This window comes from Anaerolentibacter hominis (genome assembly GCF_032380675.1).
Taxonomy (GTDB): domain Bacteria; phylum Bacillota; class Clostridia; order Lachnospirales; family Lachnospiraceae; genus Anaerolentibacter; species Anaerolentibacter hominis.
Map to the genome: position 1 here is coordinate 101,300 of NZ_JAWDIX010000006.1, position 21,279 is coordinate 122,578.

A 21,279-nucleotide genomic window follows, 5' to 3' on the forward strand; every position below is an offset into this window, starting at 1 on the left:
CCCTACATTGCTTTATTTATAAGTACTGCGGCAATCATGCCGATTAACATACTGGTTGCAACGCTGAAATTATCCAGCCAGGCCATATTTTTCTTTCGGGTAAAGTATTCAAAAATGGCCATTACCAGTGCGGACACACCGGCTACAACCAAAGGCATGAAATTGCCGAAAGCCGTAAAGGTACCCACATAAGAACCGATGTAGGCACTGCACAGACCGATAAACATGGCAATCGTAGCGTAGGCGCCGAAGCCCGGTTTGGAGGATTCCTCTCCGCTCTTTGGCTTGCTGCGGACTTTATTCAGATATTTCTTCAAAACGAAGATGCAGAGCAGAACACCGCCCAGGATACCCACCGTCATAACCAGACCGATGGTAACAAAGGAACCCATCGACATCTCGGTAGCTTTCAGGCCGGAGAGGCCCATACCGGTTGCGGCTATTTCCGCCACGTTCAGCTCATACTGCAAAGCCCCAACTACAGAAAGCCTGAGCCAGGAAAATGGAACGCCCAGTGTTCCGCTTAATGCGATAACCCCCAGCAGAATACTGATACTGGGCAGAACAGTAAAGGTAGCGCTGGATGTGATGGCCCGTTTTAACACCTTCTTGTCCATCCCGATCGCAAGCCCCGCCCGATAGCTTTTTACAATAAATACGAGACAGATTGCTGTGATAAATAAGATTACCCCGCCCACTATGAGATAAAAGGGCAGGGAATTCACCGTAGAAAAATACTCCGGATTCATAGAAAACCCCCTTTTGTACTCTGGAAAAGGGATGAAACATCCCTCTTTTCCTGTATTTTAATGATTTTGTACCCTTGTACACTATCATCTGATGGAATTAATTGTACCATACGTGAGATCAAAAAGCGAGACGGGAAAGGGTATCCATCCTCCGCTCCGACGGATAATATTGGAACAAAGGGAGCTGACTTGACATTGTAACAAAGGCCTCCATATGGTAAAATTAAAACAATTAACAGCGATGGCCGGAGACTATGCATACGGCTGAAAAGATAAAAGGAGGACAGGCTATGAAAATGATTTTACGCTGGTTTCCGGGGGGAAACGACAGCGTGACACTGGAACAGATCCGGCAGACCCCGGGGGTGAGCGGCGTGGCCGCCTGCTTGATTGACATTCCTGTGGGGGAGGTATGGCCCCTTAACCGCTTAAAGGCCATGAAGGAAGAGATCAACGGCGCGGGGCTGGAAGTAGAAGTGATCGAGAGCGTCAACATCCACGAGGATATTAAGAAGGGTCTTCCCAGCCGGGACCGATATATTGACAACTACATAAGCACTTTGAAAAATCTGGGAGAGATCGGGATTAAATGTCTGTGCTATAATTTTATGCCGGTGCTTGACTGGGCCAGAAGCGACCTGGCGTTTCCTCTGGAAGACGGCAGCACGGCCATGGCTTACCGGCATGAGAAGGTGCTGGAGATGAACCCCGGGAAGATGGCGGACACGATGGCCAGCAAAGCCAGAGGATTTGCCCTGCCGGGCTGGGAGCCGGAGAGGCTCTCCGTAATGCAGCAGGATATCGAATTTTATCAGAGTATGAGCCAGGAGACCTACTGGGAGAATATGAAGTATTTCCTGGATGCGGTGGTGCCCTGCGCACAGGAATATGACATTCGCATGGCCATCCATCCGGACGATCCGCCGTGGCCCCTTTATGGTCTGCCGAAGGTGATCACCGGGGCGGAGAACATACGGACCTTCTTTTCCTTAAACGACAGCCCCTATAATGGGCTGACCCTCTGTACCGGTTCTCTGGGCTCCGACCTGAAGAATGACATACCGGCTATGGCAAAAGAATTTTCCAGAATGGGCAGGGTGCCTTTTGCCCACATCCGGAACATGCACCACCATACGCCGAAGGATTTCGACGAATCCGCCCATTTAAGCCAGTGCGGGGATCTGGACATGTTTGAAGTAGTGAAGGCATTTTATGACGGAGGCTTCGACGGTTACATCCGTCCGGACCACGGGAGAATGATCTGGGGAGAACAGGCAAGACCGGGTTACGGCCTGTACGACCGGGCGCTGGGTGCCAACTACATCTGGGGCCTGTGGGAAGCCATTGATAAGATGAATAAACGGTAAACGCTTTTAATAGGAGGAAAGGTTAATATGAAAAATATAATGTGCTTCGGCGATTCCAATACATTCGGAAGCAACCCCAGCGGCGGCCGCTGGGAGCGATATGAGAGATGGACCGGCATTCTTCAGAAAATGCTGGGGGAAGATTATTATGTCATTGAGGAAGGACATGGGGGAAGGACAACCGTGTATGAAGACCCGGTGGAGGGAAATAAATGCGGTAAGAATCAGCTGATACCTCTGCTGTCCTCTCACCGCCCCCTGGATCTGGTCATCGTGATGCTGGGAACCAATGATCTGAAAATGCGCTTCGGCGCGCCTGCCATGGACATTGCAAAGGGCGCCGGTGAAGTGGTAAAGATAATACGGAAATATGACTTTATGCCCAAATACCGGGAACCAAAAATTCTTCTTGCGGCGCCGATTCTGATCGGGGAAGGCATTGAGGACGGACCCTTCGGCTATATGTTTGACCGGACCGCAAGAGAACGCTCCCTGGAGTTTGACCGGTGCTTCTCCCAGGTAGCCGAAGAGCAGGGAGTCTTCTATATGAATGCGGCGGAATATGGCTGGCCCAGCAAGATAGACGGCCTTCACATGGACAAAGATTCCCATCAGGCAATGGCGGACGCATTTTACGCCCAGGTTAAAAAACTGATCGGATAGCGGTCAGCTTGAAATGCGGATCAAAAAGGGAAAGGCATGGATACAAAAATGAAATTAATGATTGCGTCGGACATACACGGCTCCGCCTATTACTGCCGGGCCTTAAAAGAAGCCTGGGAGAGAGAAAAGCCGGAAAAACTGATACTGCTGGGAGATCTGCTCTATCATGGCCCCCGGAATGACCTGCCGAAGGAGTATAACCCGAAGGAGGTCATCGGCATTTTAAATGGAATGAAGGATGAACTTCTGTGTGTGAGGGGCAATTGTGAGGCAGAGGTGGATCAGATGGTGCTGGAATTCCCGGTTCTGGCAGACTACATGATACTGTATCTGGACGGGAAGATGGTCTTTGTGACACACGGACATCTGTTTCATGAGAACCAGCTGCCGCCGTTAAAAGCGGGGGATATACTGCTGCACGGGCATACCCATATCAAGGAAAACCGCGGGATCGGGGATTATCTCTACCTGAATCCGGGCTCAGTCTCCCTGCCAAAGGATGACGATGTACACAGCTATATGATATATGAAGATGGGAAATTTACCATACGGGAACTGTTCAGTTCCCGAATTATCAAATAAAAACGGGAACGGAGGTTACGATGGATACTTTAAAATTTTTTGGAACCGGAAGTGCGTTTAATACGGAGAAGGGCAATAACAGCGCCTATATCCGTGTCGGGACAGATCTGATCATCCTTGACATGGGCGGCGACGTACTGCCGAAGATGGTAAAACTGAATGTACTGGAGGGTATCTCCAAGGTGCATATTCTGATCACCCATATGCACGGAGACCACGTGGGCGGCCTGTCAAATACTATACTCTATCTGTATTCCAGAGTGTTCCGCCATCAGCCGGAGAAAATCTGTGTGTATTTCCCCAACCCTGCGCTGGCCGATTATCTGCATATGCAGGGCGTAGCAAGAGACAAGTATACTTTTTACGTCAATCTGTGGGACGAACTGTTTCTGGAGGATCAGAGGCTGACGGCGGAATATGCGTTTGAGAAGACAGAGCATGATCCGATCTTTGAAGGACATGTGTACGGGATCGACCTGACGGTTAATAAGGACTATCATATCTTCTACAGCGGGGATTCCAAGCTGTTTAACCCGAAGTTAAAGGAAATTCACAACTATACCGCCGTGTATCATGAGACGACGATGAATCCCAGAGGCGTGGTGCATTTTCAGTACAATGATCTGCTGGAAGTGACTAAGGATTTTAAGCCCGGCGAACGTGCAAAGATCCATCTGATGCATCTGGATGCGGATTTTGACACGGAGCAGGCGCTTGCGGACGGGTTCAGCATAGTGGAGGCTGAACCAATACCGGTATAAATGGAACAGCAAATATAAAAGAGGATAAATTCTATGAAAAAGAGCGGAATATTAAATGTTTCCCTGTCCGCGCATATCGCGGCGCTGGGACATAAAGACTTATTTTTAATTGGAGACGCGGGGATGCCCATCCCCCCTGGCGTACCGATTGTGGATCTGGTGCTCATCGGCGGTGTGCCCTCCTTTGAACAGGTGATCAGAGCCATAGAAAATGAAGTAGTGGCAGAGCACTTGTATCTGGCGGAGGAAATAAAAGAGAAGAATCCGAAGGTGCTGGATGTGATTCATGAAACCTTCTCCGGCGTGGGAGAAAGCTGCATGTCACACGAGGATCTCAAGGCGTTCACAAAGAATGTGAAGTTTGCGGTCCGTACCGGAGAGATCACTCCTTTTGCCAATGTGATAGTAAGGGCAGGCGTGGCATTTTGACGTTGAGATTGAGACAGAAATAAAGGGAACTTCAGCGCCGGGAGAAATAGTATGAAACATAAGAAAAACTGGAAGATTATCAGCCTTTATGTATTGGCTGCAATCGGACTGATTATGATGATTGTGACCTTCCGCATGGATTTTGACAGAGACCCGGAGGTGACTGCTTTTAACACAGGCTGGACCGTCCAGGAAGCAGACGGATCGAGGCGGCCCATTTCCGTTTATGAATATCTGCCCTCAAAGAAGAACGAGCCGGTTATTATACATAACCGTGTGCCGGCACAGGTGGAGGAACATACCGTGCTGTGCTTCCGCAGTTTTTTCCAGTCCATACGGGTCTGGGAGGGGGAGGAACTGGTCTATGTGAAGGACACCGGCGCAGAACAGTTCTTTGGAAGCGCAACCCCCAGCGGATGGAACTATGTAACGCTTCTGCCGGAAAAGTCGGGGGAGGAGCTGACTCTGGAAATACGGTCACCCTACCGGGGATTTTCCGGCCAGATCGGGGCGTTCTTTTATTGCAATGCGGCGTCTGCGGACGGCATCATTCTGCAGCACTATCTTCCGTCCCTGGTGATCACCATTATAGTCGGATTCCTGGGGGTGATGCTGTATATCCTTTCTTTTTCACTGAGCAGAAGAAAGGTCGAATACAAATCCATGCGATATTTCGGGCTTCTGGTGATGAACGTGGCGGTCTGGCTGCTCAGTGAAACCAGGCTTCCGAATGCTGTTGTTTCAGATGGCGTATGGATCTGTGGGTTTTTGGCGCTGAACCTTTCACCCCTAACCTACCTGCTGTTTCTGGAGCAGAAGCTGAAAAAGAAACATCTGAAGGTGATACAGACTTTCTACACGGTGTTAATCGGGAATTTTTTCCTGATGACAATTCTCCAGTGCCTCAACCTGGTAGACTTTGTTGTGACAGCGCCGCTTACCCATTTCTTTATGATTACGACGGCAGCATACTCCTTTTATGCCATATTCCAGGATCTGCGGGAGGACCGGCAGGAGGGAAAAACGTCGGGGTGGAAGCCGATCGAACTGCTGGGATTAATCGGGTTTGATATCGGCGTGATTGTGGAAATCATGTATTACTATTTTAACCAGTACCGGAATGTAGGTCTGTTTATCCGCACAGGCATGCTGATATTAATCATTGCCCTCTGCATCACCACAGCGGGCAACATACTGGACAATTATGAAGAATCCGCCCGTTTGGCCGCCGAGCTGCAGCAGAGCAAAACAAAGCTTATGCTCAGCCAGATACAGCCCCATTTTATCTACAATACCCTTGCATCTATCCGGACCCTGATCAAGAAGTCGCCGGATGATGCTTATCAGATGGTGTACGACTTTTCCAGGTATCTGCAGGCCAACATTCACTCTCTGGAAGAAAAGGACCAGATTCCTTTTTCTCAGGAGCTGGAGCATATCCGGGCTTACACCAATATTGAACAGGTGCGGTTTGCCAGCCGGCTGAGCGTGGTCTTTCAGATTGAGGAGGAAGGGTTTTATGTTCCTCCCCTGAGTATTCAGCCCCTGGTGGAAAATGCGATCAAGCACGGAATCTGCCAGAAGAGGAAAGGCGGACAGGTATTTATACGCAGTGAAAAAACGGCGGATGGATATGCTGTGACGGTGGAGGATGACGGCGCCGGTTTCAACATGGAGGATATAAAGGAAAAAGAAAGCCTGGGACTGAAAAATATAAAGTTCCGGCTGGAAAAGCTGGAAAATGCCAGCCTGGAAATAGTGAGCGAACCGGGAAAAGGTACCAGAGCACGGGTTGATATTCCGTCTTCTGCCGCATATACCAGGACAGTACAGGATAAGGAAGGAGATGATCTGGCATGAGAACCATAATAGTGGACGATGAACTTCTTTCTATGGAGCAGTTTGAACTGGAAAGTGCGGGAATACCTGACATTGAGCTGGTGGGAAAATTTGACGATTCCTTCGAGGCACTGGAATACGCCAGGGAGCATCAGATAGATTTTGCCCTGCTGGACATCGAGATGCCTGAAATGAACGGACTTATCCTGGGTCAGAAGTTGAGAGAACTCTACCCGGACGTTGTTCTCGTATATGTGACAGGATATGAGGAATACATGATGGAGGCCTTGAAACAGAAGGCGGATTATTATGTGATGAAGCCTTATGACCATAATGATATTGTGGATGTGCTGGAGCGGGCGAGGCTGCTGTCTAGAAGACAGCGGCGGCGGATTTATGTACGGACCTTCGGCCGCTTTGACGTATTTGCTGACGGCGAGGCCATCCATTTTTCCAGTGCGAAGGCAAAGGAACTGCTGGCGCTGTGTGTGGATCACAGGGGAGGATTTGTCTCCATGGAGGAGGCGATCGACAAGCTGTGGAGTGACCGGATGGCGGATGAAAATACCAAGACCGCATACCGGAAAGCGGTCATGTATTTACATAAATTGTTTCAGGACAGGGGCTTTCCCAAAGTCTTTATCAGCCAGAGGGGCAAATGCAGTATCAACCGAAGCGAGATCGTCTGTGACTACTACGATTATCTGGACAGAAAGGAAAATGCTCCGGAATTCCATGGAGAATATCTGTTTGATTACGACTGGGCGGAGGAAACTACGGCACAGCTGTGCGGAATGTACGACCTTGATTGTGAATAGAAAATTGGTAAATATTGTTAAATCTTTGTCAAGGTACGCTTTTGGTACGGTAAGCCTATTATACTGTAACCATCATAGCAGGGGGGAGACGCCATGTTGAATGGATTGGCTTTGAACCTGTCAATGAAAAAACAGATCGACAGCCGGAAGGTATTTGGGCAAATGCCCGAATATTTTCAGGATTACAGCAGCCGGGTGGCAGAACATGCGGCGCTCCTGTATGAGACTGCTTACGAGCTGGGACTGTACTCCGAGGATGAAGATTTTAACAGGGAGAATATTCCCTATCTGCAGGATTCCTTTCGCCTGTATGACATTGGCTGGGCGGTGGTTCCGGATTGTTTTTTAAAACCGGAAGAAGCCCTGGATGCGTCAGAGTTTGATGTTGTAAAGAGACATCCTCTGGACGGATTTCATATCATTTGCGGCGGACCGGAGGATGTAGAGCCGGAGGGCAGCAATGAGGAGGCCAGAGCCAGAAATCTTGCACTGGATGCGGCGATCGGCCATCACGAGAGATGGGATGGAAGAGGATATCCCTTTTCACTGAAGGGGGATGGGATTCCCATTGCAGGCAGAATCTGTGCAATATGTGACACCTACGACAGACTAGTTAATGGGCGGTTCGGCAGCAGGCCGATGCCCCGCGAATTTGCTTTCGCACAGATTATCAGGAACAAAAGGATCTGTTTTGATCCTGAACTGGTAGAAGTGTTCCGGAACATAATGGAACGGCTTGACCCTCTTCTGGTCAAATGACAGGATAGTCTTAAAACAATTGAATATTTGGCAAAACCGGGGAAATCCGGTGACGCAAAGCTATAGGGCCTTACTTCCGATTATTCGGAAATGGCAGCCAGTTGCCGTAAGTAGTTACATACTTATCGTTAACCTGTTTTTTTTATGTCTTTTTTTACATATAACAGGGTTTTTGTGACAAGCAGTCACGTTTCTTCATAGGCTAATACCAGCCTTGTATCTGCTTGTCATAGTAAAAGAGTTCCAGGGGCGAAGTCCCGGCGGAGCCTCTTTTGTGTACTTACGTCAATCAGCTGCCTGGCCGAAGCCAGGCAGCTTTTTTGTTTCCGAATACAAATAAGTTGATAAACATTTTATATAGAACAAAAAACGGCACAAATAAGGAAAGGAAGAATTCAGATGGAAGAAACAAAGCAAAAGAAACAACACTCTGTGGCAGGCACCATAATCAGCATTCTGCTCTGTGTCATTCTGATACCAGTTATCATAGTGAACCTGACGCTGATTATCAAGACCTACACAAGACCGGATGAGATACCGGACTTTCTGGGGATCAAACCGGTCATCTGTCTCTCAGGCTCCATGGAGCCCACCTTTAACACGGGGGATCTGATCCTGATCAAATCCGTGGATACAGACAGCCTGAAAGCGGGCGATGTGATCTGTTATCAGGTATCCGGTCAGGCGGTAACCCACCGGATCAAGGAAATCGTGCAGGAAGAGGGCCAGACCAGATACGTAACCCAGGGCGATAACAACAATACCACCGACAGTACCACGGTAGCGCCGGAGGATGTGGAAGGAACCTACATGGGAGTTCATCTGGCGGGACTTGGAAATTTCGCCATGTTCATGCAAAGTACCACCGGCATGATCGTCTTTATCGTATTGCCGCTGCTGCTGTTTGTACTCTGGGATGTCCTGCGGCATCGGTTAAACGGGAAGAAGGAACTGAAACGGACCGAAGAGCTGGAAGCAGAGCTGGCGGCTCTCAAAGCGCAGAAAGAAAATCAGCCGGGGGAAAATCAAATCCATCAGGCATAGGAAAGGTAATACACTGTGAAAGCCGGGGCACACGGCCTGACAGTTAAAAATAATTTCACCTGCGGGAGCCTGGGGAAACCGGGCCGGCAGGAAAGAAGGGTTTTCAAACATTAAATTCCATGAGGAGGATATCAAAATGAAGAAAAACAAAATCAGAAATCTCGCTGTTCTGGCACTGGCATTAACGCTGGTGACTACATCCCTTATGTCAGGAACTCTGGCTAAGTACGCTACGACCGTTACCGGTACTGGTACTGGAAGCGCTGCTAAGTGGGCGGTTGCTGTTAGCGCAAATGGAGCAACACAAACTAGTAACTTTACTTTTAACCTGGAAGACACAGGTACCAACAAAGATAATGTGGCATCTGGAAAGATTGCTCCCGGATCTACAGGATCAATTGTAGTAGGTGTTGATGCAACGGGTACAGAAGTTGACACTGTTTTAAAAGCGAAACTGGATACTACTGGTTTAAAAGGCCTTCCTATTAAATTTTATGATAGTGATGCAGCCAGCGCAACAGAAATAACTGGCGAAATTACACTCGGTAATGTAGCAGCAGGAGCAGAAGCTAATGTTGCAGAGGTTAATAAAACAATCTATTGGAAATGGATTGAAGGCGATACAGATACAGCGATAGGCAGCAAAGCAACAGAAGCTGAGAGAACTGGTACCTTTACCCTTGCTTTAACTGCTGAACAGGCAATTACAGCACCAGTAGCTCCGTAATAATTACGCCAGCCACGAATCCTATCCTTTGTGCCGGATAGAATGTTATTGATAAACCGGGGGCATTTCAGCCCCTGGCAGAGCAGGCCGCGGGCGGCAGATTCTGCCAAGGGCTGAAAAACAATTGGAACTGATAGACAGATTTTGAATCACAGGAAGGGAGCGCTTTCAGAATGGACTCTGAAAAAGATAATAAGATACCTTCCGAGAAAACCAGATCAGGGCGGCCTGCGTGGCTGGTCCCTCTGGCTGCGGTGCTTTTAATCCTGATGATGATTACCTCCTGTATGGTTGGCTTCATACTGGGAAGGCATACCAGAGATTACAGGGGACAGATACTTGACACCATTATTCTCCAGCCGGAGGCGGAGACAGAGCAGACGGTACATTTTGCAGGACAGATTTTATATCCGGACGGCACTCCCTTTGCTGGAAAGACCATACGGCTTCACAGTAAACCCAGGGAGACTCAGACAGACAGCCGGGGGCGGTTTCTCTTCTCCGATGTGGAGACCGGTGACCATACCCTCTTTGTAATGGATGGAGAGCAGGTTCTGGCAGAAAACAGAGTAACCTTGAAGCGCCAGGAGGATTTTACCGGTGTGGACTGGGAGCAGAGTGAAAGCGGAGACTGTTCTATCCAGATAGCCGCGGATATCTTATATGTGGAAATAGCGGTGCAGCTTTCAGATGGTTCGGATTCCGTGCAGATCCTTCCGGAACGTATCGCCGGATATTCGGATCAGGGAAGTCTGTATGCGGGGCAGAAGGAAATTACACCCACCGACGGGCCTGTAATCCTGCCGGGCGGCACGGTGCTCACCACCGACGGTACCCTGCTTCTGCCGGGACAGGGAGCCATGGATAATTCAGGAACACTCACACCGCCGGAAGACGGTTACACGGCGGGTGACGGAACCACCCTGGAGGAAGACGGAACGATTACATTTCCGGACGGGACAAAAGAACTGCCGGATTTAAGCATAGAAAATTCAGAAGGAACTACCACGCCGCCGGTTAAGGAACCAGTAAGGATTCAGGATAAGACACCTGTCCCGGTAGAAACAGAGGAAGGCAAGAATCCGCCTTCAAAGCCTGGTACAGAGAATAACGACCAAAACGATAATAAGGGAACAAAACCTGTTTCCCCTCCGGATAAGTCCGATCAGACGGATGACGGAGGGGACCCTCCCAATAAAGATAAGGATACCGGGGGAAATAAACCGGATGATAAACCGGATTCAGACAAACCCGACGATCCGGGGAAAGACGATGAGACTCCGGGGACTGATGAGCCTGGAACCGATACGCCGGGCACTGATACACCAGGAGTTGTATTTCCGCCGATTATTAACCCACCAGATCCAGATGAGGAAGAAGAAACCAAATTTGATGTGATTGATTCCGCATCGGGGAAAAGCTGGAAGCAGGTCTCGTCCATTGACATTTTTTATAACCGGACGGCAGGAATTACAGAAAAATTAGCACCGGGATCGGAAGGATATTACTGCTTTGAACTGATGAATCCGGAGGAAACCGATATCATCTATACACTGGAAGTGGGAGAACAGAGTTTTTCTCTGCCCATGCGGTACCGGCTGGCGGATATTACAGACGGGGGAGAACGCTATGTGATGGGAAGCGGCTGGTATGAAGCCGCTGAGTTAAAAGATAAAACGGTACGGATTCCGGCTGGTGAGAGAATCTGTTACCGGCTGGACTGGAAGTGGCCTTTTTCGATCAGCAAGGAGCAGGATGAAAAAGATTCCGCGGTAGGAGCCGGGAGTAATCGTTCCTATATTGTAACGATAACCGTGCGGGCAAAAGCAGAATAGCAAATGCTTCGGAAGCGAGAACAGGCTGTCAGCAGGAAAGGATTTGAGAAAAATGAAAAAATTGAGGAAAGGAATCCGCATCCTCATTACAATAGCCCTCTTCGGGATTTTGCTGATCAATGTATGGTTCTTGATAGCCCAGCTGATGCTGCGGCAGGACCCGCCCTTTTTATTTGGGTTTTCCAGACTGGAGGTGACGTCCGGCAGTATGGAACCGGCCGTTTCAGTGGGAGATTTGATTATCATTCACAGGGAGAAAGAGTACGAGATCGGTGATATCGTAACCTACGACGGGGGTAAGGCATTTGTCACTCACAGAATTGTTAAGAAGGAAGACGGGAAGGTCATCACACAGGGAGACGCCAACAATGTGGAGGATGAAGCAATTGATCCCGGACAGATTGTGGGAAAAGTAGTATTTGCCATACCGGGATGTGGAAGACTGATTGATTTTCTGAAGAGCCCGGCAGGAATCATGCTGCTGTGTCTGGGAGGTTTTCTGATGATAGAAGTACCGTATCTGATGGAGGGCAGAGTAAGGGAGGAATAGGCTGTGCGCAAAAAGCAACGAAGGATCTGGCCTTATCTGGTTTACCTGGTGCTGGTTACCTCGGTCCTGATTTCTGTTACGCTCTCCCGGTATGCGACACGAATGACAGGAACCGGTACAGCTCTGGTGGCATCTATGGCCTCCGATCTGGAACCTTCTTCCTTTCAATTTACAATAGGGCCGCTAAAGCCCGGAGATACCAGTATCTACTCCTTTCTAATCAACAACTATGAGGGTGACAGGGTAAGCGAGGTGTCACAGATTTATTCCATTTCCCTTGAGACAACCGGGAATCTGCCCCTTACCTTTGAGATAACAGGGGAACCGTTAGTCCAGCCGGAAGAATGGAATAAGCTGGCCGAGGCAGATCCGGGACAAAACAGTATGTCGGGCGGCAGGCTGCCCCATACACAGAAAGTATCCCATTCTTATGAAATAAAAATAACCTGGCCGTCCAGTCTGTCTGATCCGGTTTATCAGGATGAGATTGATCTGATTACAGTGACAGTAGCAGCCAGCCAGGCAACGGGGAGTACCCCTTGAGAACAAGTGAAACAGAAAGCGGAAGTTTTATCTAACAGGTTCTGTTTAGATAAAGCCTCCGGCGGATTGCAGAGCCGCACAGATGTATTATGTCATGCAAAGCATGACGCGCGGCTCGCAGCAAGTACGCCTCGGCGTACTTGAAAGAAGTTATAAACAGGAAGACACGGGTGCAGAGTATGAAAGATGCGGATAGCAAAAGCCATAAAAGCAAAAGACGCTTAAGGATGATTGCGGTCAGTCTGACTGCCGTCGTCTTTTTGAGCTGTATGGGAAGTCTTTCCTTTGCAAAATATATTTCGGATTCTGCCTCTTCTCATCTGGCTGAGGCCCAGGATTTTTACGTATCCAGCAATTATCTGAAGCGGGAAAGTGCGGGTGCTGCCTACACGCTGTTTGACTGGAAGGATGGGATTCCTATCCATTTCTGCAATTATAGGAACGAGGTGCAGATTACCAGCGGGACGATCAGCTGGCAGGTAACGGTAACCGGAGGAACAGCAGAACATACGGCGGGGACGATACCTGCTGGACTGCAGGCGGATGGGGCCAGGGCAGGGCAGACCTCAGTGATTCAGATCACCCCGGATGCTGGAAGTACACAGGTGACGGTGCATCTGACCACCACATCTCCCTACGAAGTGAACTACAGTGCAACTTTTTATCTCCAGGAGCCGGGAAATGAAGTCTTCTGCGAAAAGACAGATTTCGCGGGCAGTTCTTATGTAGATGTGAAAATACAGGCAGGAGAGGACAGGACGATTCCGATTCAGTGGGACCCGGCGCTTGTTGCACCGGACAACACGAACTCTTATATGAAGAGCTGGACAGGAGGAACCGCACAGCTGACCGTTCAGGCAAACAGCTGCTATATACTCCGGTTCTTCAAATCGAGTATAGCCGCTGATTATAGTGCAGGACAAATATTGTTAAATGCAGGAGACGGGATTACGATCCCGTAAGATATAAAATAGAAGAAATGGAGGTGCCGGAATGAAGCAGAAAGAAAAACGAGGCAGGAGCCTGCCTGTACTGATCTTATCTATTCTTATGATCACAGTACTGTGTTCCGGCGCTTCCTTAAGTTTTGCCGGAGACAGCGCACAGGTGTATGTTCTGGGTGACGGCGTGCAGGGAAGTATCCGGGAAGATGGCGTACTGGTGATAGAAGGTACGGGTCCGCTCTATGACTATTCGCCGGAAAATCCAGCCCCGTTTTATGACAGAAGGGCAGAGATCACCGGTGTTGAAATGACAGAGGGAATTTCTTCGATAGGGGAGTACCTCTTCTATAACTGTTACCGGATGGGAGGCACGCTGACGATACCATCTACTGTTGTGCGGATTGGAGATCAGGCTTTTAGCGGGATCGGCAAGGCAGAAGCCCCCCGATTTGAGAGATTAACTAATCTTTTTGTCCCGGAGAGTATTCCGGCAGATACGGGAACCGAACCGGTGCCGGATGCCAGTGCAGGGACAGAGCCAGCACCGGATGCGGGAACCAATGATGGGACAGAGCCAGCACCGGATACAGGAACCAACGGCGGGACAGAGCCGACGCCGGATGCGGGAACCAACGATGGGACAGAGCCAGCGCCGGATACAGGAACTAACGATGGGACAGAGCCGACGCCGGATACAGGAACTAACGGTGGGACAGAGCCGATGCCGGATGCGGGAACCAACGATGGGACAGAGCCAGCACCGGATGCAGGAACTAACGGCGGGACAGAGCCGACGCCGGATACGGGAACCAACGATGGGACAGAGCCAGCACCGGATGCAGGAACTAATGGCGGGACAGAACCAACGCCGGATACAGGCGCAGAGATGGAACCGGGTACGGACGCCGGAACTCAGACCCCGGCGGATCAGGGGACCGATACTACTGCCTCAGACGGAACCGCAGATACAACGGACAGCAGTAATGAAACCGGGGAAACGGCTGCTGCCACAGATACAATCCCGGCTGTGGGAACTTCCATATCGGAACCTGTTTATCGGGCCGCCGCAGACACATTTGTCTCGGTTCTTGCTGCGGAGACAGAGCAGACGGTGGGGACAGATATTTTTTATCCGGGTCAGACAGGTATTTATCAGTGCGATAAAAGTAATTTGGCGTTTCAGTTAGCCGCAGAGGCGGCGGGCTATCAGCCATATGATGTTTTTTCGATCGTAAGAGAACCGGAGAACCTGTATCTGTACGATACAGAATGGACCGCTTCTGTCTGGGCGACTGCAGAGGATGAAAGCGGTATCACCTACCAGTGGGAAAAGGGGATACCGATGGATAATACGATACAGTGGGGCCCTCTGGAAGGAGAAGTTTTGAATACGCTTTCCCTTGCGGAGACCGACGTACAGACAGCTTATACGGAAGGTATAAAATATCGCTGCGTGGTAAGTTACGGACAGACCAGGCTGACAAGCGCCGAGGTTTATGTGTCCGACCAGCCTGCGGCAGATGAACTGTTATCTCTGGCGGCAGACGGAGTGCCTAATCTAGTAGGCGCAGGCTGCTACAGCGGAAAACATTATGTGAAACAAGAGCAGGCCGGCGGAACCGAGCTTACCGTTACGTCGCAAAGCTCCTTTACTATGCAGTTTGAGTCAATCTATACTGCGGCGCCGGAACTGGTTCATACCCTTTCCTTTGCAGCGCCGCTGCCGGTTGGGACCGCGCTGGTGCTGACTGACCTGACAGGTGGAACCCCCGGCTACTTCTATTATAATGTGGAGACGGAGGGAACCAGCAGTATATTGTTCTCACAGTTTTGCAGAATGGGTACTAAAACAGAACAGTATCAGGAAGCTATTGAGGGAGAACGTGCGGAGACGCTGCTGATATCGGTTGATATGACCGATGCGGCTTCTGCGGCAGGATCAATCTTACCAACTCTTACCCTGGGAGAGACTATGCTTGGAACCTTTCAGATTACGCTGACAGATCCGGTTTATGCCGATCTGAGCACATTTAATGTGGAGGGGCAGACAGATCCCCTGGCCGAGGTGATGCGGTATCCCGGAGATCCCCTTCCCTTTATTGCCGCAGTTCAGAGTGGTGCTTATACCGGCGATACTTACCTGGAAGGCAGGCAGACGGTTCTTGCCATCTGGCTGGAGAAGACAGGAATGACAGAGAAACAGGATTTTACTGTGTTAAGCGGGGGAACGGCCCACAGTTCAGTGGGCGGAGTGGTAAGCCTGGCCCCGGATGAGAATGGCCGTGTCTCCTTTACGGTCAATACGCCGTCGGGACAGCTGGATGCGGGAGAGTATACCATATATGCCCAGGTATGTCAGAGTCCGTCCGCGGCATATCCTTTGGCCGATGCCCGGGGAAATGCGCAGAGTATCCGTTTTCAGATTCAGGAAGAGCCGGAGTATTTATTAGACATTATGATGGCGGATGCGGGCGGAAAGGTTGTGGAGTTTACAGATGAGACTGCACAACAGCGCCATCTTACCGTGACCATGCAGGCGCTGTACACAGACGGCATCAATATAAAAACTGGTGTCGAAGTACAGAAGAAAACGGCTTCCGGATATGAGACCGTGACCAATTCCGGCTGGAGCATAGAGGGGCTCCCCAATACGGCGGGAAGCAGTATAATAGGATCGCCGGTATCGGTAGTGATCCCGGCATCCGCAGCGGAATCAAATCCGGTCACCTATCGTCTGCTGTTCTATGTTGAAGCGGATGGCGTGCGTGTGGCAGAGAAGCCCTGTAACTTTATCATTAAATAAGAGCAGAAAAAGCAGCCGGGAGGCTGCTTTTTTAGTACAATAAGATGTTTTACGAAGCGTGCCGGCATTTGTTATCTCACCTCAAATTCCGCATAGCTCAGGCCTGCACGGTGACGCTCATAATCTAATTCAAAGACAACACGGTATCTGCCGGGAAGCAGATCTGGAAAACGTTCGAAGTTCCAGAGATAGAACTGCTCCGACTCTTCCGGATCGACTTTGGAATTATAATCAAAAGGCATCAGAAGGCTGGTTATCATAGAAGCATTCTCATAGCGCAGAGGGACCTGATACCAGGTGTCATTCAGCCAGTATAAAAGCTGAAATCCCCCGCTGCCGCTATTTTGTAAAAACAGGGTCTCGTCTGTATCATTCCGGATTGTCATATAAACATGCTGGAAACATAGATTCCTGGAATATATCCGGTTTTCAATATTTACCCGGACTCCTTCCAGAAATTCAGGATTTTGCGTTTCAGCCTGTATCAGAGTATCCTGATTCATTTCAACAGGCCGGGCATAGTCCCCATCATCCGTACAAAAATAGGAAAATCCCAGCTGTTCACTATCGTAAATATTTTCCCGGAACCACGCCTCATTTTGCCTGGACATAAATGGTACCATGATACACAGCTTATCATCAACGATTTCGCAGGCGGTAAACATGCGGAAGCCCTGATCTCTGATACACATGTTGGAGATACCCCGGAATACGATATTGGAAGAGTTTATGTTGAGATAGTCGCGAAGTCCCCGAATGATTGCAAGCCTCATTTCTTCATAACCGGAAGGAACATGAAAAAAACCATGAAGGAGCGGTTGGAAAGGGATGGTAGTATCAGAGAAAAAGGTGTGAGAAATCCAGTCCTGGTTTTGGTGGGTGTTTGGACTCAGGGAAACAGACGCTGCCCTGTCGTCATGGAAGGCTATATCAAAGGTAACATCCTGACTGAATACATAGCCCTCTATGCTCCATGGTGAGTCTTGAAGCAGCAGCAGATCACCGGGATGACTGTCCTGATACGCCAGAACAGCTCGGTAAATCACGTCTTGTGCATCAGTCCTCTCTTTTTTTTCACCGGACTTGCAGCCGGTCAGAAGTAAAGACAGGACACATAAGAGAAAAAATAAGGAATATCGCTTCATTTCACTTTCCCTCCTATCTCACATCAAATTCCACCACTCCGTATAAAGGCCCGTATACAACATTATAGTAAGCCCGGTAATGGCCGGGGATCAGCGTGGCATACCGCTCGAAGCCTTTTAGCTCTATCGTCCCGGAGGAGTGGGCTTTTATCACAGGCCCCCGGTTGGAGTAGTCATAGGCACCAACGGGCGGATAGACATCCGCATTCTGGCAGCGGGGCGGAACCGGATACCATACCCCGTCTTTCTCATATTCCAGTGTAATCCACTCTTTGTCCGGGAACGTGATTTCCGCGTCTGAGTCATTGATCAAAGTAACCTTCATGGAACGATAGGCCAGATCTGAGGGCTGTATCTGCTCCACGGGGACAAATGAAACATTAGAATCCACAATCTCCTGATATTTGGAGGTCTTAGAAAAATCCCAGTCACTTTCGGCAGTTAACACGGCATGTTCATTGTCAAAGGTACAAAAGTAGGTAAAGCATAAGTTCTCACTGTCATAGATGGTACTGCGGAACCACTCCTCATTTTCCCTGGTTAAGAGGGGGCTGGACAGCTTTACGGTTTCGCTGCCGGAAAAGTCCTGCATAATCAAAAATAATTGAATTCCCCGGTCAAGAAGAATAACCTTATGGTGATCACAAAATAAGATATTCTCCGGATTTTTCGCCATATACCGGTTCAGTGCCCGAATCAGAGCCCTGCGTTCTTCTTTTGTTCCATCCACTGGCTCCGGTTCCGTCAGAGATGGAAAAGAAAGAGATTTGCAGATCAAATCAGGGTCGTTAAATACGGTCCTTACATAGTCCTGCTTTGAAGGCGAGTTTATCGACAGAGAGACAGTGTAATTTTCGTTATCCGGATCATAGACCGGGAAGGTAAATTCCAGATTTTCCAGATAGCTGTAAAAGGAAACCGCTTCGTCGGCCTGCGCGGCGTCCGCCGCAGTCAGATCGGCTGGATGCGTTTTGCGGTAACGGTTGACGGATGAACGGTATTTTTCATCTTTACTTTGGAAGCCGGGATTTTCACGAACCAGAAACAGAATGACAGGCAGTGCCAGCAGGAGCACCAGCGGCAGCCAGATCCATGGTTTCTTCAATGCGTTCACCTCCCTGATTTGAGGACAATTAGAAGCTGTTCTTACTTTTACAATAGGGGACTTATTTCAACAATGCAAGAAAGAAAAAAGATTGTGAACAAAAATTCGGAATTGCTTAACAGATTTGAAATAATACAAGGATGCCACATAGAAAAAGCACCCGCTTTACGAGTGCTCATTTGCCTTTTTCTTTATTGTAGTCCTCGTTCTGCTGGAAACGCTTGGCCAGCTTGATCAGCTCATCCTTTGAGACTCTGCCCACATTGATGAGCGAATTCAGAAGATCGGATGCCGAGCCGCTGAACGCTTTATCCAGGAAGTGGGAGACAGCCTCAGCGCAGCAATGTTCACGGCTGACCTGAGCCGAGTAGTGAAAAGGAACCGACCTTTTATCCACCCGGACGGCTTTCTTCTTCTCCAGACGGGCCAGCAGCGTATGGATCGTATTGGATGCCCAGTTTATACCGCGTTTACGGATGCCGGACACCACTTCACCCTGCGTAAAGCTTTTCTTTTTATCCGACCACAGAACTTTCATAACTTCCCATTCCGTATCGCTGAGTTTCATTTTAATCATCCTTTCGGGTTTGTCCGGCACTGCGCCAGGATTACAAAAGTACTTTTAGTACAAGATCAGGGTGTCAAAAGCACCTTTGGTGCTATGCTCTGTATCATATATCGATATATAAACAAGTTTGTATATCGATATATGATACAGAGCCAGTGCAGAGCACTGTTTTGACACCTAATCTGTATAATGATCCAACCCTTTTTTCATATTATAAGGGACATTGTATCTGCGGTCAAGCTGGCGTTTGCTTTCAAGTACGCCTCGGCGTACTTGCTGTGAGCCGCGCGTCATGCTTTGCATGACATAATACATCTGTGCGGCTCTGCAATCCGCCGGAGGCTTTATCTTGGAAGGAGACTGGGCTCCCACCAAGACGAATTTGTTATTTACTCACCTCCTATAGAGGGGGAGTCTTATCTACTTCCATGGTAAAAATCAGAGCTTACAGCCGCTTGCAGCTGTAAGCTCTGTGAAATCCTATATTCAGTTATTTTGCAGGGGAAGCAGCCTTCTGTCTTTTATAAATAACGAACAGAGTAATAAACAGGCCGCCGAAGCCTACCAGCCAGGTTAAAAGCAGATTCTCTGTAAAACCTGCTACCAGATAACCCAGCACACAGAAGACACAAACCGTGAGGGCATATGGAATCTGTGTGGAGACATGGTCGATATGATTGCAGCCCGCCCCGGTGGACGAGAGAATCGTCGTATCAGAAATCGGTGAAATATGATCACCGCAAACGGCACCCGCCATTACTGCGGATACAGAAATAACCAGCAGAGTACTCTCCACATTGCCGAATATTGCAATGACAATCGGAATCAGGATACCAAAGGTTCCCCAGGAAGTTCCGGTTGCAAAGGCAAGACCCAGAGCCACCAGGAAGAAGAGAACCGGTATGATGGCATGTGTCATCTGGCTGTTATTGACCAGTTCGCTTACATAAGTGCCTGCTTCCATATAGCCGTCGCCGCAGATACCGCTTAACGTCCAGGCAAAGGTCAGTATCAGGATGGCTGGAACCATAGCCTTGAAGCCCTCCACCAGGCTGTCCGTAAACTGGGTAAAGGTTAATATCTTTCTCGGCAGATAGAGCAGTGCAATTACAATAATAGTAAAGAAAGAACCGATAACCAGTGACAGAGAAGAGTTACAGTCTGCGAAAGCAGAAACAATATTCTTGCCTTCCAGGATTCCTCCGGTATAGAGCATTGCCAGGATACAGAAAAGGATCAGGCAGGCAATCGGAATAATCAAATCGGAAACATGTCCTTTCTTGTTATCCTTCGGAGCCGCTACTACATCTTCAACCTTTTTCTCTGAACCGGCTTTTTCAATTTCATAGCGTTTCATCTTTGCAAAATCCATCTGGGAGATAATCAGGAAAACAATCATCCCAAGGGTGAGCAGCGCGTACAGATTAAACGGAATCGTCTTTAAGAACAGCTTGAAACCATCAATGTTTGTATCCGGCATAGAAGATGTAACCGCTGCCGCCCAGCTGGAAATCGGGGCGATGATACAGATAGGAGCTGCGGTGGCATCAATGATATATGCCAGCTTTGCTCTCGTTACCTGATAACGGTCGGTTACCGGTTTCATGATCGTACCAACTGTCAGACAGTTGAAATAGTCGTCTACGAAAATCAGAACGCCAAGACCTGCTGTCGCACCCAGTGCTCCTCTTTTTGTAGTAATATTAGAAGAAGCCCAGTCTCCGTAAGCTTTCGAGGCACCGGATTTTGTCATCAGTGCGACTACCATGCCGAGCAGTACCAGGAAAATAACAATCCCGATGTTTCCCGCCACCTTAGAACTCATTACTTCAACTGTTGTTTCAATTGCCATACCTACATGGAAGTTGGTGAAAAACAGCGCGCCTGCGATAATACCTGCCAGCAGTGAAAAATAAACTTCCTTCGTAAGCAGGGCCAGGGCAATTGCTAAAATTGCCGGGACTAAAGCCCAAAATGTACCTACCAAAATAATTCCTCCTCCGTAATTTGAGTTTATTCCATCCATATATCTCTTCCCAATATCGCCG

Annotated in this window: 20 protein-coding genes and 1 riboswitch; of the genes, 15 read left to right on the forward strand and 5 right to left on the reverse strand. The window is 49.0% G+C overall.

What is annotated here, in order from left to right:
- Positions 1-2: 2 nt before the first annotated feature.
- Entirely contained in the window at positions 3-749 is a 747-nt protein-coding gene (locus tag ABCW47_RS14760; RefSeq protein ID WP_343210704.1) for a DUF5058 family protein, read from the reverse strand.
- 290 nt (positions 750-1,039) lie between these two features.
- Between ABCW47_RS14760 and uxuA the strand changes: the two genes are divergently transcribed.
- The 15 genes from uxuA to ABCW47_RS14835 all read left to right on the forward strand — a co-directional run bounded on the left by uxuA (position 1,040) and on the right by ABCW47_RS14835 (position 16,413).
- Positions 1,040-2,116 carry a mannonate dehydratase gene (gene uxuA / locus ABCW47_RS14765; protein WP_343210705.1) on the forward strand — a complete coding sequence of 359 codons (1,077 nt, stop codon included), beginning with the start codon at positions 1,040-1,042 and terminating at the stop codon, positions 2,114-2,116.
- 27 nt (positions 2,117-2,143) lie between these two features.
- Positions 2,144-2,779: a GDSL-type esterase/lipase family protein gene (locus ABCW47_RS14770; protein ID WP_343210706.1), complete on the forward strand. Its 636-nt coding sequence runs from the start codon at positions 2,144-2,146 to the stop codon at positions 2,777-2,779.
- Between the two features lie 48 nt (positions 2,780-2,827).
- The gene (yfcE, locus tag ABCW47_RS14775; protein ID WP_343210751.1) at positions 2,828-3,361 is read left to right on the forward strand and encodes a phosphodiesterase; all 534 of its coding nucleotides are present in this window, start codon (positions 2,828-2,830) and stop codon (positions 3,359-3,361) included.
- A gap of 20 nt (positions 3,362-3,381) precedes the next feature.
- Entirely contained in the window at positions 3,382-4,122 is a 741-nt protein-coding gene (locus tag ABCW47_RS14780) for an MBL fold metallo-hydrolase (RefSeq protein ID WP_343210707.1), read from the forward strand.
- 33 nt (positions 4,123-4,155) lie between these two features.
- Complete coding sequence (gene rbsD, locus ABCW47_RS14785; RefSeq protein WP_343210708.1) at positions 4,156-4,551, forward strand: D-ribose pyranase; 396 nt, start codon at positions 4,156-4,158, stop codon at positions 4,549-4,551.
- A 51-nt stretch (positions 4,552-4,602) separates the two neighbouring features.
- Positions 4,603-6,411, forward strand: a complete 1,809-nt coding sequence (locus ABCW47_RS14790; RefSeq protein ID WP_343210709.1) for a sensor histidine kinase — start codon at positions 4,603-4,605, stop codon at positions 6,409-6,411.
- Entirely contained in the window at positions 6,408-7,208 is an 801-nt protein-coding gene (locus ABCW47_RS14795; RefSeq protein ID WP_343210710.1) for a response regulator, read from the forward strand. Before ABCW47_RS14790 ends, ABCW47_RS14795 begins: the two co-directional genes overlap by 4 nt.
- 93 nt (positions 7,209-7,301) lie before the next feature.
- Positions 7,302-7,967: an HD-GYP domain-containing protein gene (locus ABCW47_RS14800; RefSeq protein ID WP_343210711.1), complete on the forward strand. Its 666-nt coding sequence runs from the start codon at positions 7,302-7,304 to the stop codon at positions 7,965-7,967.
- Between the two features lie 19 nt (positions 7,968-7,986).
- Positions 7,987-8,076: riboswitch (cyclic di-GMP riboswitch) on the forward strand.
- 290 nt (positions 8,077-8,366) lie between these two features.
- The gene (locus ABCW47_RS14805; RefSeq protein ID WP_343210712.1) at positions 8,367-9,011 is read left to right on the forward strand and encodes a signal peptidase I; all 645 of its coding nucleotides are present in this window, start codon (positions 8,367-8,369) and stop codon (positions 9,009-9,011) included.
- A 136-nt stretch (positions 9,012-9,147) separates the two neighbouring features.
- Complete coding sequence (locus ABCW47_RS14810; RefSeq protein WP_343210713.1) at positions 9,148-9,738, forward strand: hypothetical protein; 591 nt, start codon at positions 9,148-9,150, stop codon at positions 9,736-9,738.
- 173 nt (positions 9,739-9,911) lie between these two features.
- Positions 9,912-11,573, forward strand: a complete 1,662-nt coding sequence (locus ABCW47_RS14815) for a carboxypeptidase-like regulatory domain-containing protein (RefSeq protein ID WP_343210714.1) — start codon at positions 9,912-9,914, stop codon at positions 11,571-11,573.
- A 52-nt stretch (positions 11,574-11,625) separates the two neighbouring features.
- Positions 11,626-12,123, forward strand: a complete 498-nt coding sequence (locus tag ABCW47_RS14820; RefSeq protein WP_343210715.1) for a signal peptidase I — start codon at positions 11,626-11,628, stop codon at positions 12,121-12,123.
- A 3-nt stretch (positions 12,124-12,126) separates the two neighbouring features.
- A complete protein-coding gene (locus tag ABCW47_RS14825) occupies positions 12,127-12,666 on the forward strand; it encodes a hypothetical protein (protein ID WP_343210716.1) in 540 nt (179 codons plus the stop codon).
- Between the two features lie 170 nt (positions 12,667-12,836).
- A complete protein-coding gene (locus tag ABCW47_RS14830) occupies positions 12,837-13,628 on the forward strand; it encodes a hypothetical protein (protein ID WP_343210717.1) in 792 nt (263 codons plus the stop codon).
- Between the two features lie 31 nt (positions 13,629-13,659).
- Positions 13,660-16,413, forward strand: coding sequence for a leucine-rich repeat domain-containing protein (locus ABCW47_RS14835; protein WP_343210718.1), 2,754 nt, complete (start codon positions 13,660-13,662; stop codon positions 16,411-16,413).
- A gap of 71 nt (positions 16,414-16,484) precedes the next feature.
- On the opposite strand, the gene ABCW47_RS14840 is transcribed toward ABCW47_RS14835, so the two are convergent.
- From ABCW47_RS14840 to ABCW47_RS14855, 4 genes are all read right to left on the reverse strand, one after another.
- A complete protein-coding gene (locus tag ABCW47_RS14840; RefSeq protein WP_343210719.1) occupies positions 16,485-17,558 on the reverse strand; it encodes a hypothetical protein in 1,074 nt (357 codons plus the stop codon).
- A gap of 13 nt (positions 17,559-17,571) precedes the next feature.
- Positions 17,572-18,663, reverse strand: coding sequence for an immunoglobulin-like domain-containing protein (locus ABCW47_RS14845; protein ID WP_343210720.1), 1,092 nt, complete (start codon positions 18,661-18,663; stop codon positions 17,572-17,574).
- A gap of 175 nt (positions 18,664-18,838) precedes the next feature.
- Positions 18,839-19,231, reverse strand: a complete 393-nt coding sequence (locus tag ABCW47_RS14850) for a BlaI/MecI/CopY family transcriptional regulator (RefSeq protein WP_343210721.1) — start codon at positions 19,229-19,231, stop codon at positions 18,839-18,841.
- 490 nt (positions 19,232-19,721) lie between these two features.
- Positions 19,722-21,218, reverse strand: coding sequence for a Na+/H+ antiporter NhaC family protein (locus ABCW47_RS14855; RefSeq protein ID WP_343210722.1), 1,497 nt, complete (start codon positions 21,216-21,218; stop codon positions 19,722-19,724).
- Positions 21,219-21,279: the final 61 nt, after the last annotated feature.

What these genes read in the sequence shown, in the direction of transcription:
- ABCW47_RS14790 (WP_343210709.1), top strand. Translation starts at nt 4,603, where the DNA reads ATGAAACATAAGAAAAACTGGAAGATTATCAGCCTTTATGTATTGGCT.
- ABCW47_RS14760 (WP_343210704.1), bottom strand. Translation starts at nt 749, where the DNA reads ATGAATCCGGAGTATTTTTCTACGGTGAATTCCCTGCCCTTTTATCTC.
- rbsD (WP_343210708.1), top strand. Translation starts at nt 4,156, where the DNA reads ATGAAAAAGAGCGGAATATTAAATGTTTCCCTGTCCGCGCATATCGCG.
- ABCW47_RS14850 (WP_343210721.1), bottom strand. Translation starts at nt 19,231, where the DNA reads ATGAAACTCAGCGATACGGAATGGGAAGTTATGAAAGTTCTGTGGTCG.
- ABCW47_RS14795 (WP_343210710.1), top strand. Translation starts at nt 6,408, where the DNA reads ATGAGAACCATAATAGTGGACGATGAACTTCTTTCTATGGAGCAGTTT.
- ABCW47_RS14840 (WP_343210719.1), bottom strand. Translation starts at nt 17,558, where the DNA reads ATGAAGCGATATTCCTTATTTTTTCTCTTATGTGTCCTGTCTTTACTT.
- ABCW47_RS14820 (WP_343210715.1), top strand. Translation starts at nt 11,626, where the DNA reads ATGAAAAAATTGAGGAAAGGAATCCGCATCCTCATTACAATAGCCCTC.
- ABCW47_RS14805 (WP_343210712.1), top strand. Translation starts at nt 8,367, where the DNA reads ATGGAAGAAACAAAGCAAAAGAAACAACACTCTGTGGCAGGCACCATA.
- ABCW47_RS14810 (WP_343210713.1), top strand. Translation starts at nt 9,148, where the DNA reads ATGAAGAAAAACAAAATCAGAAATCTCGCTGTTCTGGCACTGGCATTA.
- ABCW47_RS14835 (WP_343210718.1), top strand. Translation starts at nt 13,660, where the DNA reads ATGAAGCAGAAAGAAAAACGAGGCAGGAGCCTGCCTGTACTGATCTTA.
- ABCW47_RS14800 (WP_343210711.1), top strand. Translation starts at nt 7,302, where the DNA reads ATGTTGAATGGATTGGCTTTGAACCTGTCAATGAAAAAACAGATCGAC.
- ABCW47_RS14780 (WP_343210707.1), top strand. Translation starts at nt 3,382, where the DNA reads ATGGATACTTTAAAATTTTTTGGAACCGGAAGTGCGTTTAATACGGAG.
- uxuA (WP_343210705.1), top strand. Translation starts at nt 1,040, where the DNA reads ATGAAAATGATTTTACGCTGGTTTCCGGGGGGAAACGACAGCGTGACA.
- ABCW47_RS14815 (WP_343210714.1), top strand. Translation starts at nt 9,912, where the DNA reads ATGGACTCTGAAAAAGATAATAAGATACCTTCCGAGAAAACCAGATCA.
- yfcE (WP_343210751.1), top strand. Translation starts at nt 2,828, where the DNA reads ATGAAATTAATGATTGCGTCGGACATACACGGCTCCGCCTATTACTGC.
- ABCW47_RS14770 (WP_343210706.1), top strand. Translation starts at nt 2,144, where the DNA reads ATGAAAAATATAATGTGCTTCGGCGATTCCAATACATTCGGAAGCAAC.